The organism is Rhodopila sp., assembly GCF_965276935.1.
Classification (GTDB): domain Bacteria; phylum Pseudomonadota; class Alphaproteobacteria; order Acetobacterales; family Acetobacteraceae; genus Rhodopila.
Genome location: NZ_CBDIBS010000004.1, coordinates 207,199 through 224,398, shown reverse-complemented (window position 1 = coordinate 224,398; position 17,200 = coordinate 207,199). Strand labels below are relative to the sequence as shown.

Sequence of the window (17,200 nt, the reverse complement as noted above, 5' to 3'; positions counted from 1 at the left end):
TTGCACCTGATGTTACGGCGACAGTGCAACCCGCTGCTTTGAACGACACACTTACCAATGGACAAGCCCTTCGGCTTTAAAACGGCTGCCCCTGCGCCCCACCGGAGCCGTAGGCCGAAACTTTGGTTTGTCCGATCAACGCGACCTGCGGCAAGATCAGCACGCCACGCCAGGAGAAACCGATGATACGGACCGCCGAAGCCTATCGAGACGGGTTGCGTGATGGCCGCGAGGTCTGGATCGACAACGAACGCGTCCGCGACGTGACCACGCATCCCGCCTTCAGGCCGATCATCGATGTCAGGGCGCGGATGTATGACATGGCGCATGAGGCGGCGTATCGAAACTCGCTGAGCTATGTTGAAAACGGCCAGCGCCACTCGACCTTCAACCGTCCGCCGCGGCAGGCCGGCGACTGGACCGACAAGACGACCGCGTTAGATCAGGTATTCAACGACATCTGCGGCGTCGTCACCCGCGTCGGCGACGAGACCGTGGGCGAAATGTGGTCGCTGCTGGACGGCCGCGATGTGCTGGCGGAGATCGACCCGCGCTTCGCCGACAACATCGATCGCCACATTCGTGCGGTGGTGGAACGCGATGTGTTCCACGTCTCCGCCAACACGGATCCGAAGGGCGACCGTTCCCGGCCGCCGCAGGATCAGGATCCGGACATGATGGTTCACGTCGTCCGCGAAACCGACGCCGGCATCGTCATTCGCGGCGCCAAGTACGAAACCGCCGCCGCCTACGCCGACCAGGCTTTCCTGAAACCCACCATTGGCGCATGGACCAATGACAAGCTGTCCGACTACGCGGTGGGCTGCATCGTCAAGATGGGCGCGCCGGGGGTGAAGCACATTTGCCGAGCCGGGTTCGCGGGACGAGGCAGCATGGCGGACTACCCGCTGGCAAATCGTTTCGATGAGGTTGACGTGCTGATGGTGCTGGATGATGTGCTGATCCCGTGGGAGGACGTTTTCTTCTATCGCCATACCCGCGCCGCTCAGCACGTCCGGGCGACGTTGCACCGCTACTCGGCGTTCCCCTACGTGCTGCGCCTGCAATACGTCGCCGACATGATGATCGGCGCGGCGATGTGGAACGCGAAGCAGACCGGCCTGGACAAGCTGCAGGCGGTGCGGGAGAAGATGGCTGACCTGGTCTGCTACCGAGAGGGCATCAACGCGCATCTGACCAGCGCGATCGCCCTGGCCCGACGTAGTCCGGCCGGATTGCTGATGCCGCACCAGTCGATGCTGTACGCCGGGCGCGTCTTCGCCTGTTCCAACCTGCCGCGGATGATGCACATCGCCCGCGAACTATGCGGCGGCCAGATCTGCGTGACCCCAAACGCCGCGGCGTTCCAGACCGAGGGCACCAAGGGATGGCTGGAGAAGTTCTATACGCTCAACGAACAGTGGGAGGCGGAAGACCGCCGCAAGCTGCTGGCGTTCGCGCGCGATCTGCTGAACTCCGACTACGCCGGGCACCGCCTCACCTTCGTGCAGTTCGCGCAGGCGCCGCACTTCAACCATCTGGCCGCGGTCTACAACGCGTTCGATTTCGCCGGACCGCTGGAGTTCGTACGCAAGGCGGCATCGCTGTCGGACAAGATCGGCGAACGGCCCTAAGCGGAACTGTCAGGCCATCGTGATCTGGGTGAAGTCCTGCGACCAGCTTTGCGCCGGGCGGAAATCCCGCACCCGCTTGCTCATTGCCCGCGGATTGAGGTCATGACAGATGTATAGCCACGCCGCATCGTCGACGAGAATGGCATGCGCCTCCGCCAATAGTTTCGTTTGCTCGGCGCGATCAAAGCTGTTCTGCGCGCGCGTCGCCAGATCATCGAATCGCGCGCTGCTGAAGTGCCCCCAGTTGGTGCCTGCCGGCGGGAAGCTGGCGGTGGCGAACAGGCGGTACATCGTCGAGGGATCGGTGTAACCCAGGCTGTTGTTGATCCCATCGTCGCCATGGGATGTCGCCGGGCTGGGCGAACTGCGTCGCGCAATAAGCATCGTGCCCCACTCGACAACGTCAAAATCAACGTCGAGCCCCACCGCGGCGAAGTTCTGCTGCAGGAATTCGTTGATCGGGATTGGCACCATCTGTCCTGATCCCGAAGTCGAGATCATGATCTTGGCGTGGGCGTGCTTGTTCGGCCCATAGCCCGCCTGCTTCAGCAAGTCCCTTGCACGGTCAGGATCATAGCCATAGCGAAGCTTCGGCTGGCCGAACAGCGGATTGTCAGGCGGATAGAAGCCATAAGCCGGCCTGGCTGTGCCGTTCAGCATGGAGCACAGGCCGTCCCGGTCGATCGCGAAGTTGATCGCCTGGCGAACCCGGACATCGCTGAACACCAGCCCGGAGGCGCAATTGAGCACGTAGGGATACGTATGTGGATACGGCCACAGGCTGATCTGGAAGCCAGCATCGCGCAGCGACGGAATTGCGTCAGGCGGCGGAACCTCGATCCAGTCCACCTGCCCTGACCGCAGGGCCGCAAGGCGGGTTGTCGGCTCCGGCATCGGATAAACGATCATGCGCTCAAGCTTGGGGATGCGTGACTTGTTCCAGTAAGTTTCATTGCGAGTCATTTCGGCGTATTGTCCGAGCACCACCCGCGTGATCCGGAATGGACCTGTTCCTGAAGGCTGCTTCGCGAAGCCGGTCCAACTGCGTCCCATCTTCTCCCACTGCCGCGGGCTGGCGATCAGGAAGACCGTGAGCAGGTAATGGAAAAAGCTGAACGGCACGGCTGTGTAGATGGCGATCTTGCTGTCGTCGATCTTCTCCCACCGATCCAGCACCGTGACGGTCGCCCGCACGATCGGTGCCGCCGGCGCATCGTATTGCGGCGACTTGTCATCCCAGACGCGCCGCAGGTTCCAGACGATATCATCCATCGTCAACGGCGAGCCGTCGTGGAATGTAACGCCCTGCCGCAGCGTGAAGATCCAGCGGTTCGGGTTGCCAGGGTCTATCGTCCAGGACTCGAACAGCCCCGGGATGGCGTCGGCCGTCTTGTCAGGATGGCTGTAGTCCCAGTTTACCACGCCGTCGTAGACCGGATAGCCGAGGAAGCGAAATCCTTCGCCGCCGTTGTTCGGTATACCGGTGACGGTTGGCAGATCGGATGCGGTCATCGCGATCCGTAGCACCTGGGCCGGCGCCGCGGCAGCGTCACGTGCGCCGACTGTCGCTGCGGCGGAGGCGGCGAGAAAGCTGCGGCGGTCCAGCATTTTGTTGCTCCTGATGGTCAACCCCACGCCCTGACGCCACGGGCATCGTCTTGGAAGAAAGCAATGCACGTGCCACCGAATTGAAAAGACGAGGCGCAACCACGCTGTTCGTCGGCCAGGTCCATCGACTTCAAGTTCGTGAGGGAGCCGTTCGTCAGGCGGTGGTCTAATCTGAAACCGTGTACACTTGCATGACACGCAACCGAGGTCCGATATGTTCTGGCATATCGGACAGCAAGGAGGCTTGAACCACATGCTGCGACAGGCGATACGAGCCATCGGCGCGGTAGGTCTGATGCTTTGCTTCCAGGCGCCGCTCCAGGCCGCACCGCCGCCGAACGCCGATCCGGAACTCGCGCCGTGGTTCAGGAACCTTCGCCAGCCGAAGTCAGGCCTGTCCTGCTGCGATCTGGCGGATTGCCGCCGGGTGCAATACCGCGTCGCCAACGGTCATTTCCAGGCGTTCATCGGCGGCGAGTTCGCCCGCTGGCAAAACCCGCCCTACGCCTGGGTCGATGTGCCGGAGACAAGTGTGCTGTACCACCACGACAACCCGACCGGGGAGGGCATCGCATGCTGGTCCGGCAACGCCATCATTTGCTTCATAGAAGGAAGCGGCGCCTGATCAGCCGGACCGGCCCGCTGGCATGACACTGATCCGCCGGAGAAACGCCTTGGCCCGCGTGTGCTGGGGATCGCTGAAGAACCGCTTCGGCGGCGCGTCCTCCAGCACCCGCCCGCTGTCCATGAACAGCACCCGCGTGCCGACCTCGCGCGCGAACTGCATTTCGTGCGTCACCACCAGCATCGTCATGCCGTCCTCGGCCAGCACCCGGATGACCTCCAGCACCTCGCCCACCAGTTCCGGGTCCAGCGCCGAGGTCGGCTCGTCGAACAGGATCAGGATGGGTCGCATCGCCATGGCCCGCGCGATGGCGACCCGTTGTTGCTGGCCGCCTGACAACTGCGCCGGGCGCTTCATCATGTGATCGGACAGCCGCACCCGGCCAAGCTGTTCCGCCGCCAGGGCACGCGCCTCCACCGCTCTCATCCCCAGCACCCGGCGCGGTCCGATCGCCACGTTGTCCAGCGCCGTCAGGTGGGCGAACAGGTTGAACCGCTGGAACACCATGCCGATGCGTCGCCGCTTGCCCGCGGTGATCGCGGGCGCATCGGGCACGAACCGCCCGTTGCGCGTCTCCCCCGCCATGTTGATCCCATCGAGCAGGATATCGCCCTCCGACGGCACCTCGATTCGGTTCACACACCGCAGCAGCGTCGACTTTCCCGCGCCGCTCGGCCCCACCACCATGACGATCTCGCCTTGCGTCACCGTCAGATCGACCCTGTCCACCACTGGAATATCGCCGAAGATCTTCGACAGCGCGCGAATGCCGAGCAGCGGGGGCGCGTTCATGCCAGGCGCTTTTCCACGGCTTCGGAAAACCACGACAGAATCGAGATAATTATCAGGTAATAGACCGCGAGCGCGGCGTACAGCTCGAACGGCACGAAGCGTTCGGCGATGATCAACTGCGCCGACCGTGTCAGTTCAGTAATGGAAATCACCGACAGCAGCGACGAACTCTTGACCAATGTTATCACCTCATTGGTCAGCGGCGGCGTCATGCGGCGCAGCGACTGCGGCAGCAGGATGAACTGGATCGACTGCCGGTCGGTCATGCCGATCGACAATGCCGCCTCGGACTGGCCCGCATCGATCGACTGCAGGCTGCCGCGCACGATTTCCGCGATGAAACCGGCCGAATTGAACGCCAGCGCCACCACGCCGCTCCAGAACGCGGAGAACTCGAAGCCGATGCGGGGCAGGGCGAAATACACCAGGAAGATCTGCACCAGCGCCGGCGTGCCGCGAACGAAGTAGACATAGGCGCGGATGAACACGCGCAGTACGCGCAGGTTGGAAGCGCTGATCAGCCCCATCACCAGCCCGACCAGCGACGCCAGGATCATGGCGCAGATGGAAATCTCCAGGGTGACAAGCGTCCCCTTCAGCATGTACGGGACAGCATACCAGATGGCGCCCCAATCAAAGTCACCCATTGGCGAAATCACCCACAGGCGAAGCCGCCCTTATGACGGCAGCACGTCGGGCACCGAATTGGGCGTCTCCATCGTGGCGCCGAACCATTTCTCCTGCAGCTTCGCCAGCGTGCCGTCCTGCTTCATCGCCGCGAGCTGGGTATTGACGAAATCCCGCAGTGCCACGTCTTCCTTGCGGAACGCCATGCCGAAATAGGCGGTGATGTCGGAGACACCGCCGATCATCTTGAACTTGTTCGGCGCATCGCGCATCACCACCAGCATGGTCGAGCGCGAGTTCACCACCGCATCGATCCGCTTGTTCAGCAGATCCTGATACGCTTCGGGATAGTGTTCGTATTGCTTCACGTCGGCGTAGCCAGGCTTGCCGGCGGCTTTCAGTTTCGCCTCGAACACCTTGATGATGCCGGCCGCCGCGCTGCCAAGCTGCACGCCGACGATCTTGCCCGACAGATCGTCCGCGGTCTTGATGTTCGTTTCGTTGGCGCGCAGCAGGATCATGTTGCTGGCATCGGCGTACGGCATGGAGAACAGCACCTTCTCCGCCCGCTCCTTGGTGATGGTCATGGCGGAGATGATGCAGTCGAACTTCCCAGCGTACAGCGCGGGGATAATGCCGCTCCATTGCGTATCGATGAATTTCGCCTTCACGCCGATCTTCGGCACCATCAGGTCGGCGATGTCGGGGTCGTAGCCGACAATCGCGCCGTCCTTGAAGAATTCGTATGGAACGTAAGCGGCCTCGGTGCCGACCATCAGCGTGCCGTGCTTCTTCACCTCGTCCAGCGTATCGGCCTGGGCGGAGCGCGCCGAGGACAGACCGGTCAGGCCCACGGCGCCGGCGGCGGTTAGAAGCGATCGACGGAACATGAAGCGACCCCTGGCTTGGTTTTTCTGCTCCAGCGGTCTAGCAACAGCCATGCCACTCATCACGGCACAACGGGCGAGCACTTGCTGAATCCCTGGCCTTGTCGGAAAGCAGATGGTCAGAACATGGGCAATCTCGATCAATGCAACCCCGATCAACGCCCGAGTTGGTGGCACGCGTCTTGCTGCGTGTCACTGGCCCAAATGGGCTGACTCAAATACGAGAAGTGCTTCCGGCATGCCCTCCCGCCGAACGATCCTTGGCGCCACGACCCTGGCCGCGCCGTTCCTGCTATCCAGCCGCCTGCGCGCCGCGCCGACGCGCACAGTGCGCCTGACCCTGCCCTGGGTCGCCGAGGGCTCCAACGCGGTCGCCTTCGTCGCCAAGGCGAACGGCTACTGGGCGGACGCCGGACTGGATGTAAGGATCAGCCGCGGCTACGGTTCGGTCGCCGCCGCGCAGGCGGTCGGCGCCGGGCAGTTCGATTTCGGCCTGGCCGCGGCCTCGGCCGGCATCCAGCAGGCCGCCAAGGGGCTGCCGACGGTCTCCATCGCCTGCTGCGGCTACGACGCGACCATGTGCGTCGCGGTGCTGGCCGACTCTCCGGTGCATGCGGTGAACGACCTCGCCGGCAAATCCCTAGGCGGCACCGTCAACTCCGGCGAGTACCCCTTCCTGCCGGCGTTCGCCAAAGCCTCCGGCCTGGATCTGGCAAGCGTGAAGCTGGTGCAGGTCGATCCCAACGTCCGCCAGCGCGTGCTGATGGAACGCCAGGTCGATGCCATCTGCGGCTTTGCCATCTCGATCGCCCCAGTGCTGGTGGCCAACAACATGCCGGGGCGCTTCATGCTGTACAGCAGCGCGGGCCTGGATTTCTACAACAATGCCCTGCTGACCCGGCCGGAGGTCCTGAAGGCGGACCCGAAGTTGTGCGAGGCGATGGCGGTCGGCATCATGAAGGCCACCCGCTTCTGCCTGCTGCAACCCGCGGACGCGGTGGGACTGTTCCTGAAACAGGTGCCGGAGGCAGCGCTGGCGGCCAATGGCGCCAAGCAGATCCGCACTGGCCTCGGCATCTTCAACATGACCCAGATCGCCGCCCCGGCGAAGCAGCATGCGGTCGGCTGGTCCGGAGCGGACGGCTATGCCGCGATGACCGACCTGGTGATGCGCTACCTCGGGTCACCGGGAGACAAGACGCCTGACCCGGCCTCGCTGTTCACCAACGACTTCGTCGGCGGCGTGACCCTCGGCGCCGACGAATGGACAAAGGCCGGGACAAACGTGAAGGAGTACCGCGATCTCTTCGTCTGAACCCAGCCGCGAATGCATCCGTGCCGAGGATGCGTGGAAGATTTTCGAAACCAGCAACGGCCCGGTCGAGGCGGTGGCCGGCGTCTCGTTCGCCGTTCGCCGTGGCGAGTTCGTCGCCATCCTGGGACCCTCCGGCTGCGGCAAGTCGACCTTGCTGATGATGTGCGGCGGGCTGGAGGCGATTACCGCCGGCACGATCAGCATCGACGGCGCGCCGATGACCGGTCCGCGCACCAGCATCGGCGTGATGTTCCAGGAAAGCACCCTGTTGCCGTGGAAGTCCGTGCTGGACAACGTCATGTTTCCGATCGAGCTGCTGCACCGCCCGCGGCGCGAGCACATGGCACGGGCGCGCGAACTGCTGTCCCTGGTCGGCCTGGATGGGTTCGAGAACCACAAGCCGCACCAGCTTTCCGGCGGCATGCGGCAACGCGCGGCGATCTGCCGAGCCCTGGTCTACGATCCGGACATTCTGCTGATGGACGAGCCGTTCTCGGCGCTGGACGCGATCACCCGCGACGAGATGAACGACGTGCTGCTGGATATCTGGAGCCGCACCACCAAGACCGCGCTGTTCGTGACGCACGCGATCCGCGAAGCGGTGTATCTCGCCGACCGCGTGCTGGTGATGAACCGCCGCCCCGCCACTGTCGTCGCCTACATCGCCATCCCGATCGGGCGCCCGCGCGACCCGTCTGTAGGCGAAACGAAACTGTTCAACGAACTCTGCGGCACGTTGCGCGGAATGATCGAACATTCCCATCGCGCCGCGCGGACACCGGTGGTTGTCTAGCACCGTAACCCCGACGCGCGAGCGGGCGCTGACCGTCCTGCTGCCCGTGCTGACCGCCGTGGTCTTCCTGTCATGCTGGCAGGCCTTCACGAAACTTTGGGCGGTGCCGGCGGTGATCCTGCCCGCGCCGAGCGACATCGCGCATCAGCTTGCCGGCGCTTGGCGCGAGCTGCTGTATCAGGCCAGCTTCACTGGCGCCGAATCGGTCGCCGCCTGCTTCCTGTCCGCCGCCCTGGGCGCCCTGGTCGCGGCAACGCTGGCGGCCTCGCCATTGCTGCGGCAGATGCTGTACCCGAACCTGGTCGCGTTCCAGCTTATCCCAAAGATCGCGCTGGCCCCGCTGTTCGTCATCTGGCTCGGCATCGACGCGCCGTCGCGGCTGGTGTTCTCGGTCTTCATCAGCTTCTTCCCGGTGGCGATCGGCACCCTGACCGGCCTGCTGGACACCAACCCCAACGCGATCCGGCTCTGCCAGTCGCTCACCGCCAGCCCATCGCAGATCTTCCGTCACGTACAGGTGCCCTACGCACTGCCGTTCTTCTTCAGCGGCATGAAGGTGGCGGCGACGCTGTCGGTCATCGGCATCATCGTCGGCGAGTTTATTTCATCCAAGCACGGGCTTGGCTCCTACATCCTGCTGGCCGGCTCGCGGGCCGAGACCGCGCGCATCTTCGCCGCCGTGGTGGTGCTGTGCGCCATCGGGCTGGCGTTGTACGGTATGATCGTCTGGCTGGAACTGCGTGTCCGCAAGGCGTGGCACGGATGAGCGTCAGCCGAATGGGCGTGTTACCGCCGGCCCTATCGGGCATGTTGATAAATGAGCGCGGCGCTTATAGCAACATTCCACGCTTTCGGCGTCATGCATCCGGTGCTTTGAACGTCATGGCGGGCGCAGGCCCGCCGTCCACGCCTGACGGTGCTGGTCTGGACAAAGGCCTGGGTGGCGGCCCTTCGACCGCCATGACGAAACAGAATGATCATGCCTGATCCGAAGCAGTTAGACGGATCTAGATAGATGTGGCCGATCCACAGCAGCTATCGGTCTAAAAACCCTGAATCCATGGAGGCATCCCAATGAGTTCCACCCTGTCCGCGCTGCCTGGTGCCTACGACCTCGTGCTGAAGGGCGCCCGCGTGATCGACCCGGCCACCGGCACCGACGGCGTGCTGGATGTTGCCGTGGCTGACGGCAAGATCGCCGCGCTGGGGCCCGACCTGCCCTGTCCGAGCGGGGCAACCTGCCTCGATCTGACAGGCGCCATCGTCACCCCAGGCCTGATCGACACGCACGCGCACATCTATGAACACGTCACCGGCGATTTCGGCCTGAACGCCGACCTGGTGGGCGTCCGCGGCGGCGTGACCACGGTGGTCGACCAGGGCGGCCCGTCGGCCCTCACCTTCAACGGCTTTCGCCAGTTCATCGTCGAGCCGTCGCAAAGCCGCGTCCTCTGCTTCATCTCCAGCTACCTCGCCGGCGGCCTGCTCGGCCATCGCTACGTCGACCTGTACGGTCCCAGCGGGATCAACGTCGCCGCCATCGTCAAGACCGCGCGGGAGAACCCCGAGCTGATCAAGGGCATCAAGGCGCACGCCGAACCCGGCGGCTTCTCCCGCTGGGGGCTGGAGGCGCTGAAGCTCGCCAAGCAGGCAAGCCGGGAACTGGGACTGCCGGTCTACGTGCACCTGGGGACGCTGTGGCCGCAGAAGGAAGGCACCACTGTCGATCCGCGCAGCATCATCGAGCAGGTCGTGCCGCTGCTGGACGCCGGCGACGTGCTGGCGCATCCGTTCACCCGCTATCCCTCCGGCTTCGTCAATGAAGACGGCACGATCCATCCGCTGGTCCACGAGGCGCTGGCCAAGGGCGTCACCATCGATGTTGGCCGTGGCGCGCATTTCAGCTTCGACAACGCCCGTGCGGTGCTCGCCGCCGGCATCCTGCCCAACACCCTGGGCGCCGACCTGCACGGCTACAACATCAAGTTCCCTGATGGCGGCCGCTGGTACCGCGGCATGTTCACCGATACCGCCGAGATGGAACCGCCCGAGGACGCCTCGCTGCCATTCTCCACGCCCTACGGCGTGCATCACGCCATGAGCGAACTGATGGCGCTGGGTGTCACCCTGCCGCAGGTCGTGGCCATGGCGACCTCCAACGCGGCGAAGCTGTTGCGGATGGAGGGCCAGATCGGCGCCCTGAAGCCCGGCATGGACGCCGACATTTCGGTGTTCCGCGTGCTGCAAGGCGAATGGACCCTGCGCGACTCGAACGGCCAGGAAGTCGTAGCCAACCAGCTTCTGCATCCAGACCGCGTGGTGCGCGCCGGCCGCGTGATCAACGTGGACAGCCCCCTGCTGCCCGACCTCGCGCAGCTTGCGGCGTAGGGCAACCAGCCAGCGCCGGAGCATCGGTCCATGCGCAAAAGCATCATGAGGGTCCATAGGCAAATCATTGCTGCGCTCCAGGCGCGGTCGCCCAGTCCCGTCATGGCGCGCGAAGGCACGCCATCCACGGCTTTTTTGAAGCCAGTGCCGCAAGGCGTGGACGACCGGTCGCCTCAACCCTGGCGTGCTCGGACGCCCACCACGATGCCGCAAGCGCGGCGTGCCACAACCAACGATGCGCTTATTTATCAACCGGCCCTGACCCGTCGCCACGCGCTCGCCGGCGCCACGGCCGCTGTCGCCTTGACCCGCCCCGCGCTCGCCCAGACGCACCCGGTCAAGTTCACCCTGCCCTGGCTGGCCGAGGGCGGCTCGGTGTTCCTGATCGCCGGCAAGCAGAAGGGCATCTTCGCCAAACACGGCATCGACATCGACATCAGCCGCGGCTTCGGCTCGTTGCCCGCCGGGCAGGCCGTCGCCTCGGGCCAGTTCGCCTTTGGCACGATGATCACCACCCCGGTCATCCTGCTGGTCGCCAAGGGCCTGCCGCTGGTCTCGCTCGCAGTCATGGACTACGACGCCGGCATGGGCGTCGGCGTCCTCGGCGACAGTCCGATCACCGGCCCGGCCATGCTCGCCGGCAAGAAGATCGGCGACGTGCCGACATCCGCCGAATTCCCATTCTTCCCGGCATTCGCGAAAAAGGCCGGTTTCAGCCTCGACAGCGTGCAGTTCGTCAACACCGACGCCAAGGTGCTGGAACGCGTCCTCGCGGAGAAGCAGGTGGACGCGATGACCGGCGTCGCATCCTCCAGCCTGCCGATCTTCATGTCGAAGAACATCCCGGTGCGCTGGATGCTGTACTCCTCCGTCGGGCTGCCGTCCTACGGCACATCGCTGGTCACCACCCAGGCCATGTTGGCGAACGAAAAGGGGTTGTGCGCCGCCATGGCCGATGCCGCCTGCGAAAGCCTGGCCTTCGCGCTGACCGATCCGCAACAGGCCGCTGCCCTGTTCCTCAAGGCCCTGCCGGAAATGGCGCTGAACCCCAGTGCGAACGTATTCCTTCGCATCGGCATGGGCCTGCACGATTACGCCGTCGCCAAGCCGGAGGCGAAGCAGCACGGCCTGGGTTATGCCGACCCCGCGACGCTCGCCGCCATGGTCGATCTGGTGATGCAGTCCGTCGCGACACCAGGAATGCAGCGGCCGACGGTCGAAAGCTGGTACGCGCCCGGCTTTGGCGGCAAGGTCACCCTGTCCGCCGCGCAATGGAGCGCCGTCGACGCGCGCGTCACCGAATTTGGCAAACTGCTCGCCTGACCGATGATGTCCGCTTACCAACGCCTCACCACCAGCTTCACCCCCGCGCGCGTCCCCGTGGGGCCGTTCCGGCCGTGGCCGCGGTGGAAACTCTACCGGCCCGTGCTGCTGCCGGTGCTGTTCGCCGCAGCGATGCTGCTGGCGTGGCAGGTGCTGACGGTGCGCCTGGCCGTCTCGCCCATGCTGCTGGTGCCGCCCTCCGAGATCTGGGCCGTGCTGGTGCAGGCCTGGCCGATCCTGCTGGTGCAGACCTGGCCAACCCTGGTGAACAGCATGGTGGGTTTTCTGCTGGCTTCCATCCTGGGCATCGCCATCGGCGGTGCGCTGGTCGTTTCCCGCCGGGTCGAGCAGGCGTTCTGGCCGCATATCCTGATCTTCCAGCTCATCCCGAAAGTGGCGGTGGCGCCGCTGTTCATCATCTGGCTGGGCATGGGACCGGCCTCGCGCCTCTGCTTCGCGGTCTTCCTGTCGTTCTTCCCGATCGCCGTCTCGGCCGCCACCGGGTTCCGTTCGGCCGATCCCACCGCGCTGCGGCTCTGCCGCTCACTGACCGCTAGCCCATGGCAGACCTTCGTCCGCGTTCGGGTGCCATACGCCATCCCGCACATCTTCGCCGGACTGAAGGTCGGCGTGACGGTCGCCATCATCGGCGTGGTCATCGGCGAGTTCGTCACCGCGCAGGAAGGTCTCGGCTACATCATCATGTTCGCCTCCTCGGCGGCGCAGACCGCGCTGGTGTTCGCGGCGATCGCCTTGCTCTGCGGCATTGGCCTGCTGCTGTATGGCGCGGTGGCACTCGCGGAGCTGTTCGTGCGACGCTGGTACGGCGCCCCGATCAGCGTCGGCGGCTTCGTATGATCGCCCTTTGCGCCGCCGCCGAGGTCACGCCCGGACGGCCGGTCCTGGCGCGCCTGACGCCAACCTTCTCGGTCATCCTGCTGCGCCTGACGGACGGCGCGCTGGTCGCCTGGCGCAATGCCTGCCCGCACATGGGCATCGAGCTGGACTGGGAGCCGAACCGCCTGCTGACCCGCGGCGGCCGATACCTGAAATGGACCGGGCACGGCGCCCTGTTCAACCCCGATACCGGCCTGTGCGTCCGTGGCCCCTGTGCGGGCGAGGCGTTGACCGCCCTGCCGGTGCGCGTGCAGGACGACAAGGTCGTCATCGACCAGGCGCCATAGGAGAGCCATCATGCTGGTCGCACTACGCTCACGGCGGCACATCGCGCCCTTCGCCCTGCACCGGCCTGACACCCTGGCGGAAGCGCTCGCCTTGCGGTCAGCGCCGGGCCCCAGCGCCTTCCTGGCCGGCGGCCTCGATCTGATCGACTGGCTCAAGCAGGGCAACGCCGTCGATCGGCTGATCCGGCTGGACGGCCTGCCGGACCTTGCCACGGTCTCCGACCGCCCGGACGGCCTGCGCATCGGCGCGATGGTCCGCCACGCTGGCATCACCGACAGCGCGCTGATCCGTGGCGCGGTGCCCGACCTGGCCGAACTATGGAACGGTATCGCCAATCCGCGGGTGCGCTTCTCCGGCACGATCGGCGGTAACGTCATGGCCGGCCGCCCCGAGTACGACGCCTTGCCAGCGCTGATGGCCCTGGGCGCGGAGGCAGAGGTTGCCTTGGCGCCCTCTGGTGGAGCGGAGGTGACACCGATCCATACCATCGTGGCCGGTGAAGGCGGGCCATCCACCCACCCGTCCAAGTCGGCACCGACCCAACCCGTCATGGCGGGCGACCGAGCACGCGAGGGAGCGGAAGGCCCGCCATCCACGGCTTTGTCGGAACCCGCACCGCAAGCCGCGGATGCCAACGCTTCGCCAGTCCTGACGGATGCAGGCAGGCAGCGCATTCCACTCGACCATCTTGCCGCCCTGACGCAGCCGCTGGTCACCGCCTTCGTCATCCCTGTCCGCGCCCCTGCAACGCTGCGGCTGTTCGCCGACCGGTCGCTGCGCCCGGTTATCACGGTGTGGTGCGGCCTGACACTCGCGGACCAGCTTGTAGCCACGCTTCGTCTTGCGGTCGGCATGGCGTATCCATCCGCGGTCTGCGCCACGATGCCCCTTGACCTTCCGCTCGCCTCGCTTGGCGCCAACGCGGCCGACATCGCCGCCGGCATCACCCGCCTGCTCCCCGAGCCGGTCAGCGACGGCCAGGCCAGCGCCGCATACCGCCGGCGCATGACGGGCGTCCTGACAAGACGCATCCTGGTCCGCATCGGAAGCAGCGCATGAGCACAAGGCAACGCGACTTCATCGTCAACGGCGTCGCGCGGCAGGTGACGGTCGCCGACGAACAGACATTGGCTGACATGCTGCGCGACCAGCTTGGCTTGACCGGCTGCAAGGTCGGCTGCGATCAGGCGGTATGCGGCGCCTGCACCGTGCTGGTGGACGGCGCACCCGTCGCGGCCTGCTCCAGCTTCGCCTTCATGGCGGAAGGCGCGGCGATCGAGACCATCGAGGGCCTGGCACCGCGCGGCCAACTCGATCCAGTGCAGCAGGCCTTCCTGGAAACTGGCGCGGTGCAGTGCGGCTTCTGCACCGCCGGCCTGATCCTGTCGGTGCACGCCCTGCTGCGCCGCGTGCCCGATCCGGACGACGCCACGATCCGTCATTGGCTGGAGGCGCATGTCTGCCGCTGCACCGGCTACGCCGCGATCCTCAACGCCGTGCGCCTCGCCGCCCGCCGCATGATGCAGGCGGTGGCGTGATGGACGGCATGACAAAGCGGCTTTTTCCGCCCAGCGGTCGGGACCGCGTCACCGGCCGCACCAGCTTCAGCTTCGACATCGCGCTGCCGAACATGCTGCACGGCAAGCTGCTGCGCAGCCCGCACGCCCACGCGCGCATTCGGCACATCGATACCACCGCCGCCCGCGCCATCCCTGGTGTGGCGGCTGTCCTGACCGGGCAGGACACCGCCCAGCTAGCCGATCCATTCTATGGCGTCGGCCTGCGCGACCAGCCGCTGATCGCCACCGACCGGGTCCGCTATGTCGGCGACACCGTCGCCGCAGTCGTCGCCGGCGATGAAATAACGGCATTCCGCGCCGCCCAGGCCATCGTCGTGGATTACCAGGTGCTGCCCGCGTTGATGACGCCGCAGGACGCGCTGGTCCCCGACGCGCCGGCCTTGTTCGACCAGCCCGCCGGCGGTGGCATCATCGCGGTCGGGCAAGGCTCGACCTGCATTGGCGAGCCGGCGAAGAACGTCCTGTGCGACTACACGTTCGGCTACGGCGATGTGGACGCCGCACTGGCGGCGTCGGCCGCGGTCTACACCGACAGCTTCGGCTTCTCCCGCATTCACCACTTCCATCTGGAGCCGCATGTCAACGTTGCCCGCTGGATCGGCGACCGGCTGGAGATGTGGTCCTGCAACCAGGACCCGTTCGTCATCCGCGCTGACATCGCCCGCGTCTTCGGCCTGCCGCTGCACAACGTCTGCCTGCACACGCCCCCGATCGGCGGCGGCTTCGGCGGCAAGTCATACTGCAAGATGGAACCCCTGGTCGCGCTGATGGCGTATCAGGCCGGCGCCCCGGTGCGTCTCGGCCTGACCTTCGACGAGAGCATCCTGACCACCACCAAGCACGCCGCCATCCTGACCCTGACCACCGGCGTCGACTCCACCGGCCGCCTGACCGCCAGGCGAGCGGACATCGTGCTGGATGGCGGCGCCTATGCCGATGCCTCGGTCACCGTCGCCATCAAGGCCGGTTTCCGCGCCGGTGGACCATACCGGTGGGCGGCGATTGACAGCCGAGCACGAGTGGTGCGCACCACCTGCGTACCGGGCGGCTCGTTCCGGGGGTTCGGGGGCACCCAGTCATCCTGGGCGTCGGAAAGCCAGATCGACATGATCGCGCGCCGGCAGGGGCTCGATCCGTTCGCCTTCCGCATGCGCAACTTCCTGGCGGTGCAGGAGCCGTTCGCGCCCGGCGACAGCGGCATGGACGCCGACCTGCGCGCCGGCCTGACCGAGGTGGCGGAACGTCTCGGCCGCCCCGGACCCTGCCCACCCGGCCGCGGCCGCGGCTTCGCCGTCGGGTTGAAGGATGCCGGCGGCACCGGCAACCATGCCCAGGCGCTGATCAAGGTCACCCAGGGCGGCGAGGCGATCATCAGCGCGGCAGTGGTGGAGATCGGCCAGGGCGCCGGCACCGCCCTGTGCCGCATTGCCGCCGAAACCCTCGGCCTGCCGCCGGAGAACGTGGTGTACTCCCAGATCAACACCGACCACACGCCGCCCGACAACGGCACGCATGTCAGTTGCGGCACCACCGTCACCGGCCTGGCGGTCGAGGCGGCGGCGCGCGACGTGCGCCGGCAGATCATCGACTTCGTCGCCGATCAACTGGGCTGCGAGGCCGCCTCGGTCGTGCTGGACGGCTGGACCGCGCGCATCGGCAATCACGTGCATCCGCTGGAGCCGATGATCCGCGCCTGGTATGGCGGCATCGGCTGGGAGTTCATCGGCCGTGGCGCCTTCAAGGAACCCTATGACGCCGCCGCGCCGCTGCGGTCGAAGACCATGGCCTGGATGCCCTGCTGGTCGGGCGCCGAGGTCGAGGTGGACCGCGAAACCGGTCAGGTAAGGCTGCACCGGCTGGTGGTCGGCGCCGATGCCGGGCGCGCCGTTGATCTTCTGGCGTGCCACGGCCAGATCGAGGGCGCCGCGATCCAGGCGGTCAGCCAGGCGCTGTTCGAGGAACTGCGCTACGACGGTTCGGCGCCAGGCAACGCGACACCACGCGCCTATCGTGTTGCTCAGACGCCCGACCTGCCGGCCGAGTTCGTAAGCTTCGTCGCCGAACACGGTCTCGGCCGCGGCCCCGGCAAACTGAAAGGTATTGGGGAGGCCGGCATCCTGGGTGTCGCCGCCTGCATCGCCAACGCCATCGAGGACGCGGCCGGCATCCGGCTGACCAGTCTGCCCTTCACGCCGGAAAAGGTTCTGGCCGCGCTGGATGCCCGGGTCGCCGGCACGGGCACGGCGGAGTAGCCGTGCGCGGATTTAACGACCGTTGATCACTGAACATGGCCGGTGGAGCAGCGTGGCATCCTCTCGGCGTGATGCCGGGCGCCGGCCCATCAGCGCTACCACAGCGTTGTCGAGGCGGCCTTTACGTGTCCCGCGTTCTGGTCGGCGGAGGCCGACCATCCACGACTTTGCCCGGTCCAGCACCGCAAGTC

General features: G+C 66.0%; 16 protein-coding genes. 12 read left to right on the top strand and 4 right to left on the bottom strand.

Translation table 11 applies throughout. The annotated features are described in order from the left end of the window. Positions 1-182: 182 nt before the first annotated feature. Positions 183-1,634, top strand: coding sequence for a 4-hydroxyphenylacetate 3-hydroxylase family protein (locus ACQY4S_RS17395; protein ID WP_428486497.1), 1,452 nt, complete (start codon positions 183-185; stop codon positions 1,632-1,634). 9 nt (positions 1,635-1,643) lie between these two features. On the opposite strand, the gene ACQY4S_RS17390 is transcribed toward ACQY4S_RS17395, so the two are convergent. Further along, positions 1,644-3,242: an ABC transporter substrate-binding protein gene (locus tag ACQY4S_RS17390; protein WP_428486496.1), complete on the bottom strand. Its 1,599-nt coding sequence runs from the start codon at positions 3,240-3,242 to the stop codon at positions 1,644-1,646. 253 nt (positions 3,243-3,495) lie between these two features. Here ACQY4S_RS17390 and ACQY4S_RS17385 point away from each other — a divergent pair, with 253 nt between their 5' ends. Continuing rightward, on the top strand, positions 3,496-3,867 hold the full coding sequence (locus ACQY4S_RS17385) for a hypothetical protein (protein ID WP_428486495.1): 372 nt from the start codon (positions 3,496-3,498) through the stop codon (positions 3,865-3,867). Here ACQY4S_RS17385 and ACQY4S_RS17380 read toward each other — a convergent pair whose 3' ends face one another. The 3 genes from ACQY4S_RS17380 to ACQY4S_RS17370 are packed head-to-tail and all read right to left on the bottom strand — an operon-like array spanning position 3,868 to position 6,176. Then, positions 3,868-4,659, bottom strand: a complete 792-nt coding sequence (locus ACQY4S_RS17380; RefSeq protein WP_428486494.1) for an amino acid ABC transporter ATP-binding protein — start codon at positions 4,657-4,659, stop codon at positions 3,868-3,870. Continuing rightward, on the bottom strand, positions 4,656-5,306 hold the full coding sequence (locus ACQY4S_RS17375; protein WP_428486493.1) for an amino acid ABC transporter permease: 651 nt from the start codon (positions 5,304-5,306) through the stop codon (positions 4,656-4,658). Before ACQY4S_RS17375 ends, ACQY4S_RS17380 begins: the two co-directional genes overlap by 4 nt. Positions 5,307-5,336: 30 nt before the next feature. Then, positions 5,337-6,176, bottom strand: a complete 840-nt coding sequence (locus ACQY4S_RS17370) for a transporter substrate-binding domain-containing protein (RefSeq protein ID WP_428486492.1) — start codon at positions 6,174-6,176, stop codon at positions 5,337-5,339. A 235-nt stretch (positions 6,177-6,411) separates the two neighbouring features. On the opposite strand from ACQY4S_RS17370, the gene ACQY4S_RS17365 reads away from it, so the two are divergent. From ACQY4S_RS17365 to ACQY4S_RS17320, 10 genes are all read left to right on the top strand, one after another. Continuing rightward, positions 6,412-7,488 (top strand): ABC transporter substrate-binding protein, encoded by a 1,077-nt coding sequence (locus ACQY4S_RS17365; protein ID WP_428486491.1) that lies wholly within the window; start codon positions 6,412-6,414, stop codon positions 7,486-7,488. Between the two features lie 73 nt (positions 7,489-7,561). Continuing rightward, a complete protein-coding gene (locus tag ACQY4S_RS17360) occupies positions 7,562-8,281 on the top strand; it encodes an ABC transporter ATP-binding protein (protein WP_428486490.1) in 720 nt (239 codons plus the stop codon). Next, positions 8,274-9,047, top strand: a complete 774-nt coding sequence (locus ACQY4S_RS17355) for an ABC transporter permease (RefSeq protein WP_428486489.1) — start codon at positions 8,274-8,276, stop codon at positions 9,045-9,047. The genes ACQY4S_RS17360 and ACQY4S_RS17355 overlap by 8 nt, the downstream gene beginning before the upstream one ends. A gap of 308 nt (positions 9,048-9,355) precedes the next feature. Next, on the top strand, positions 9,356-10,669 hold the full coding sequence (locus ACQY4S_RS17350) for an amidohydrolase/deacetylase family metallohydrolase (protein WP_428486488.1): 1,314 nt from the start codon (positions 9,356-9,358) through the stop codon (positions 10,667-10,669). Positions 10,670-10,873: 204 nt separating this feature from the next. Beyond that, positions 10,874-11,992, top strand: coding sequence for an ABC transporter substrate-binding protein (locus ACQY4S_RS17345; RefSeq protein WP_428486487.1), 1,119 nt, complete (start codon positions 10,874-10,876; stop codon positions 11,990-11,992). Between the two features lie 3 nt (positions 11,993-11,995). Continuing rightward, entirely contained in the window at positions 11,996-12,850 is an 855-nt protein-coding gene (locus tag ACQY4S_RS17340; protein WP_428486486.1) for an ABC transporter permease, read from the top strand. Beyond that, positions 12,847-13,176 carry a Rieske (2Fe-2S) protein gene (locus ACQY4S_RS17335; protein WP_428486485.1) on the top strand — a complete coding sequence of 110 codons (330 nt, stop codon included), beginning with the start codon at positions 12,847-12,849 and terminating at the stop codon, positions 13,174-13,176. The genes ACQY4S_RS17340 and ACQY4S_RS17335 overlap by 4 nt, the downstream gene beginning before the upstream one ends. Before the next feature lie 10 nt (positions 13,177-13,186). Next, positions 13,187-14,236, top strand: a complete 1,050-nt coding sequence (locus ACQY4S_RS17330) for an FAD binding domain-containing protein (protein WP_428486484.1) — start codon at positions 13,187-13,189, stop codon at positions 14,234-14,236. Beyond that, the gene (locus tag ACQY4S_RS17325; RefSeq protein ID WP_428486483.1) at positions 14,233-14,715 is read left to right on the top strand and encodes a (2Fe-2S)-binding protein; all 483 of its coding nucleotides are present in this window, start codon (positions 14,233-14,235) and stop codon (positions 14,713-14,715) included. The genes ACQY4S_RS17330 and ACQY4S_RS17325 overlap by 4 nt, the downstream gene beginning before the upstream one ends. After that, a complete protein-coding gene (locus ACQY4S_RS17320) occupies positions 14,715-17,009 on the top strand; it encodes a xanthine dehydrogenase family protein molybdopterin-binding subunit (protein WP_428486482.1) in 2,295 nt (764 codons plus the stop codon). The genes ACQY4S_RS17325 and ACQY4S_RS17320 overlap by 1 nt, the downstream gene beginning before the upstream one ends. Positions 17,010-17,200 lie beyond the last annotated feature (191 nt).

Coding starts and splice junctions, on each gene's coding strand:
- ACQY4S_RS17390 (WP_428486496.1), bottom strand. CDS start 3,242: ATGCTGGACCGCCGCAGCTTTCTCGCCGCCTCCGCCGCAGCGACAGTC.
- ACQY4S_RS17380 (WP_428486494.1), bottom strand. CDS start 4,659: ATGAACGCGCCCCCGCTGCTCGGCATTCGCGCGCTGTCGAAGATCTTC.
- ACQY4S_RS17385 (WP_428486495.1), top strand. CDS start 3,496: ATGCTGCGACAGGCGATACGAGCCATCGGCGCGGTAGGTCTGATGCTT.
- ACQY4S_RS17350 (WP_428486488.1), top strand. CDS start 9,356: ATGAGTTCCACCCTGTCCGCGCTGCCTGGTGCCTACGACCTCGTGCTG.
- ACQY4S_RS17340 (WP_428486486.1), top strand. CDS start 11,996: ATGATGTCCGCTTACCAACGCCTCACCACCAGCTTCACCCCCGCGCGC.
- ACQY4S_RS17375 (WP_428486493.1), bottom strand. CDS start 5,306: ATGGGTGACTTTGATTGGGGCGCCATCTGGTATGCTGTCCCGTACATG.
- ACQY4S_RS17325 (WP_428486483.1), top strand. CDS start 14,233: ATGAGCACAAGGCAACGCGACTTCATCGTCAACGGCGTCGCGCGGCAG.
- ACQY4S_RS17395 (WP_428486497.1), top strand. CDS start 183: ATGATACGGACCGCCGAAGCCTATCGAGACGGGTTGCGTGATGGCCGC.
- ACQY4S_RS17335 (WP_428486485.1), top strand. CDS start 12,847: ATGATCGCCCTTTGCGCCGCCGCCGAGGTCACGCCCGGACGGCCGGTC.
- ACQY4S_RS17320 (WP_428486482.1), top strand. CDS start 14,715: ATGGACGGCATGACAAAGCGGCTTTTTCCGCCCAGCGGTCGGGACCGC.
- ACQY4S_RS17330 (WP_428486484.1), top strand. CDS start 13,187: ATGCTGGTCGCACTACGCTCACGGCGGCACATCGCGCCCTTCGCCCTG.
- ACQY4S_RS17345 (WP_428486487.1), top strand. CDS start 10,874: ATGCCGCAAGCGCGGCGTGCCACAACCAACGATGCGCTTATTTATCAA.
- ACQY4S_RS17365 (WP_428486491.1), top strand. CDS start 6,412: ATGCCCTCCCGCCGAACGATCCTTGGCGCCACGACCCTGGCCGCGCCG.
- ACQY4S_RS17370 (WP_428486492.1), bottom strand. CDS start 6,176: ATGTTCCGTCGATCGCTTCTAACCGCCGCCGGCGCCGTGGGCCTGACC.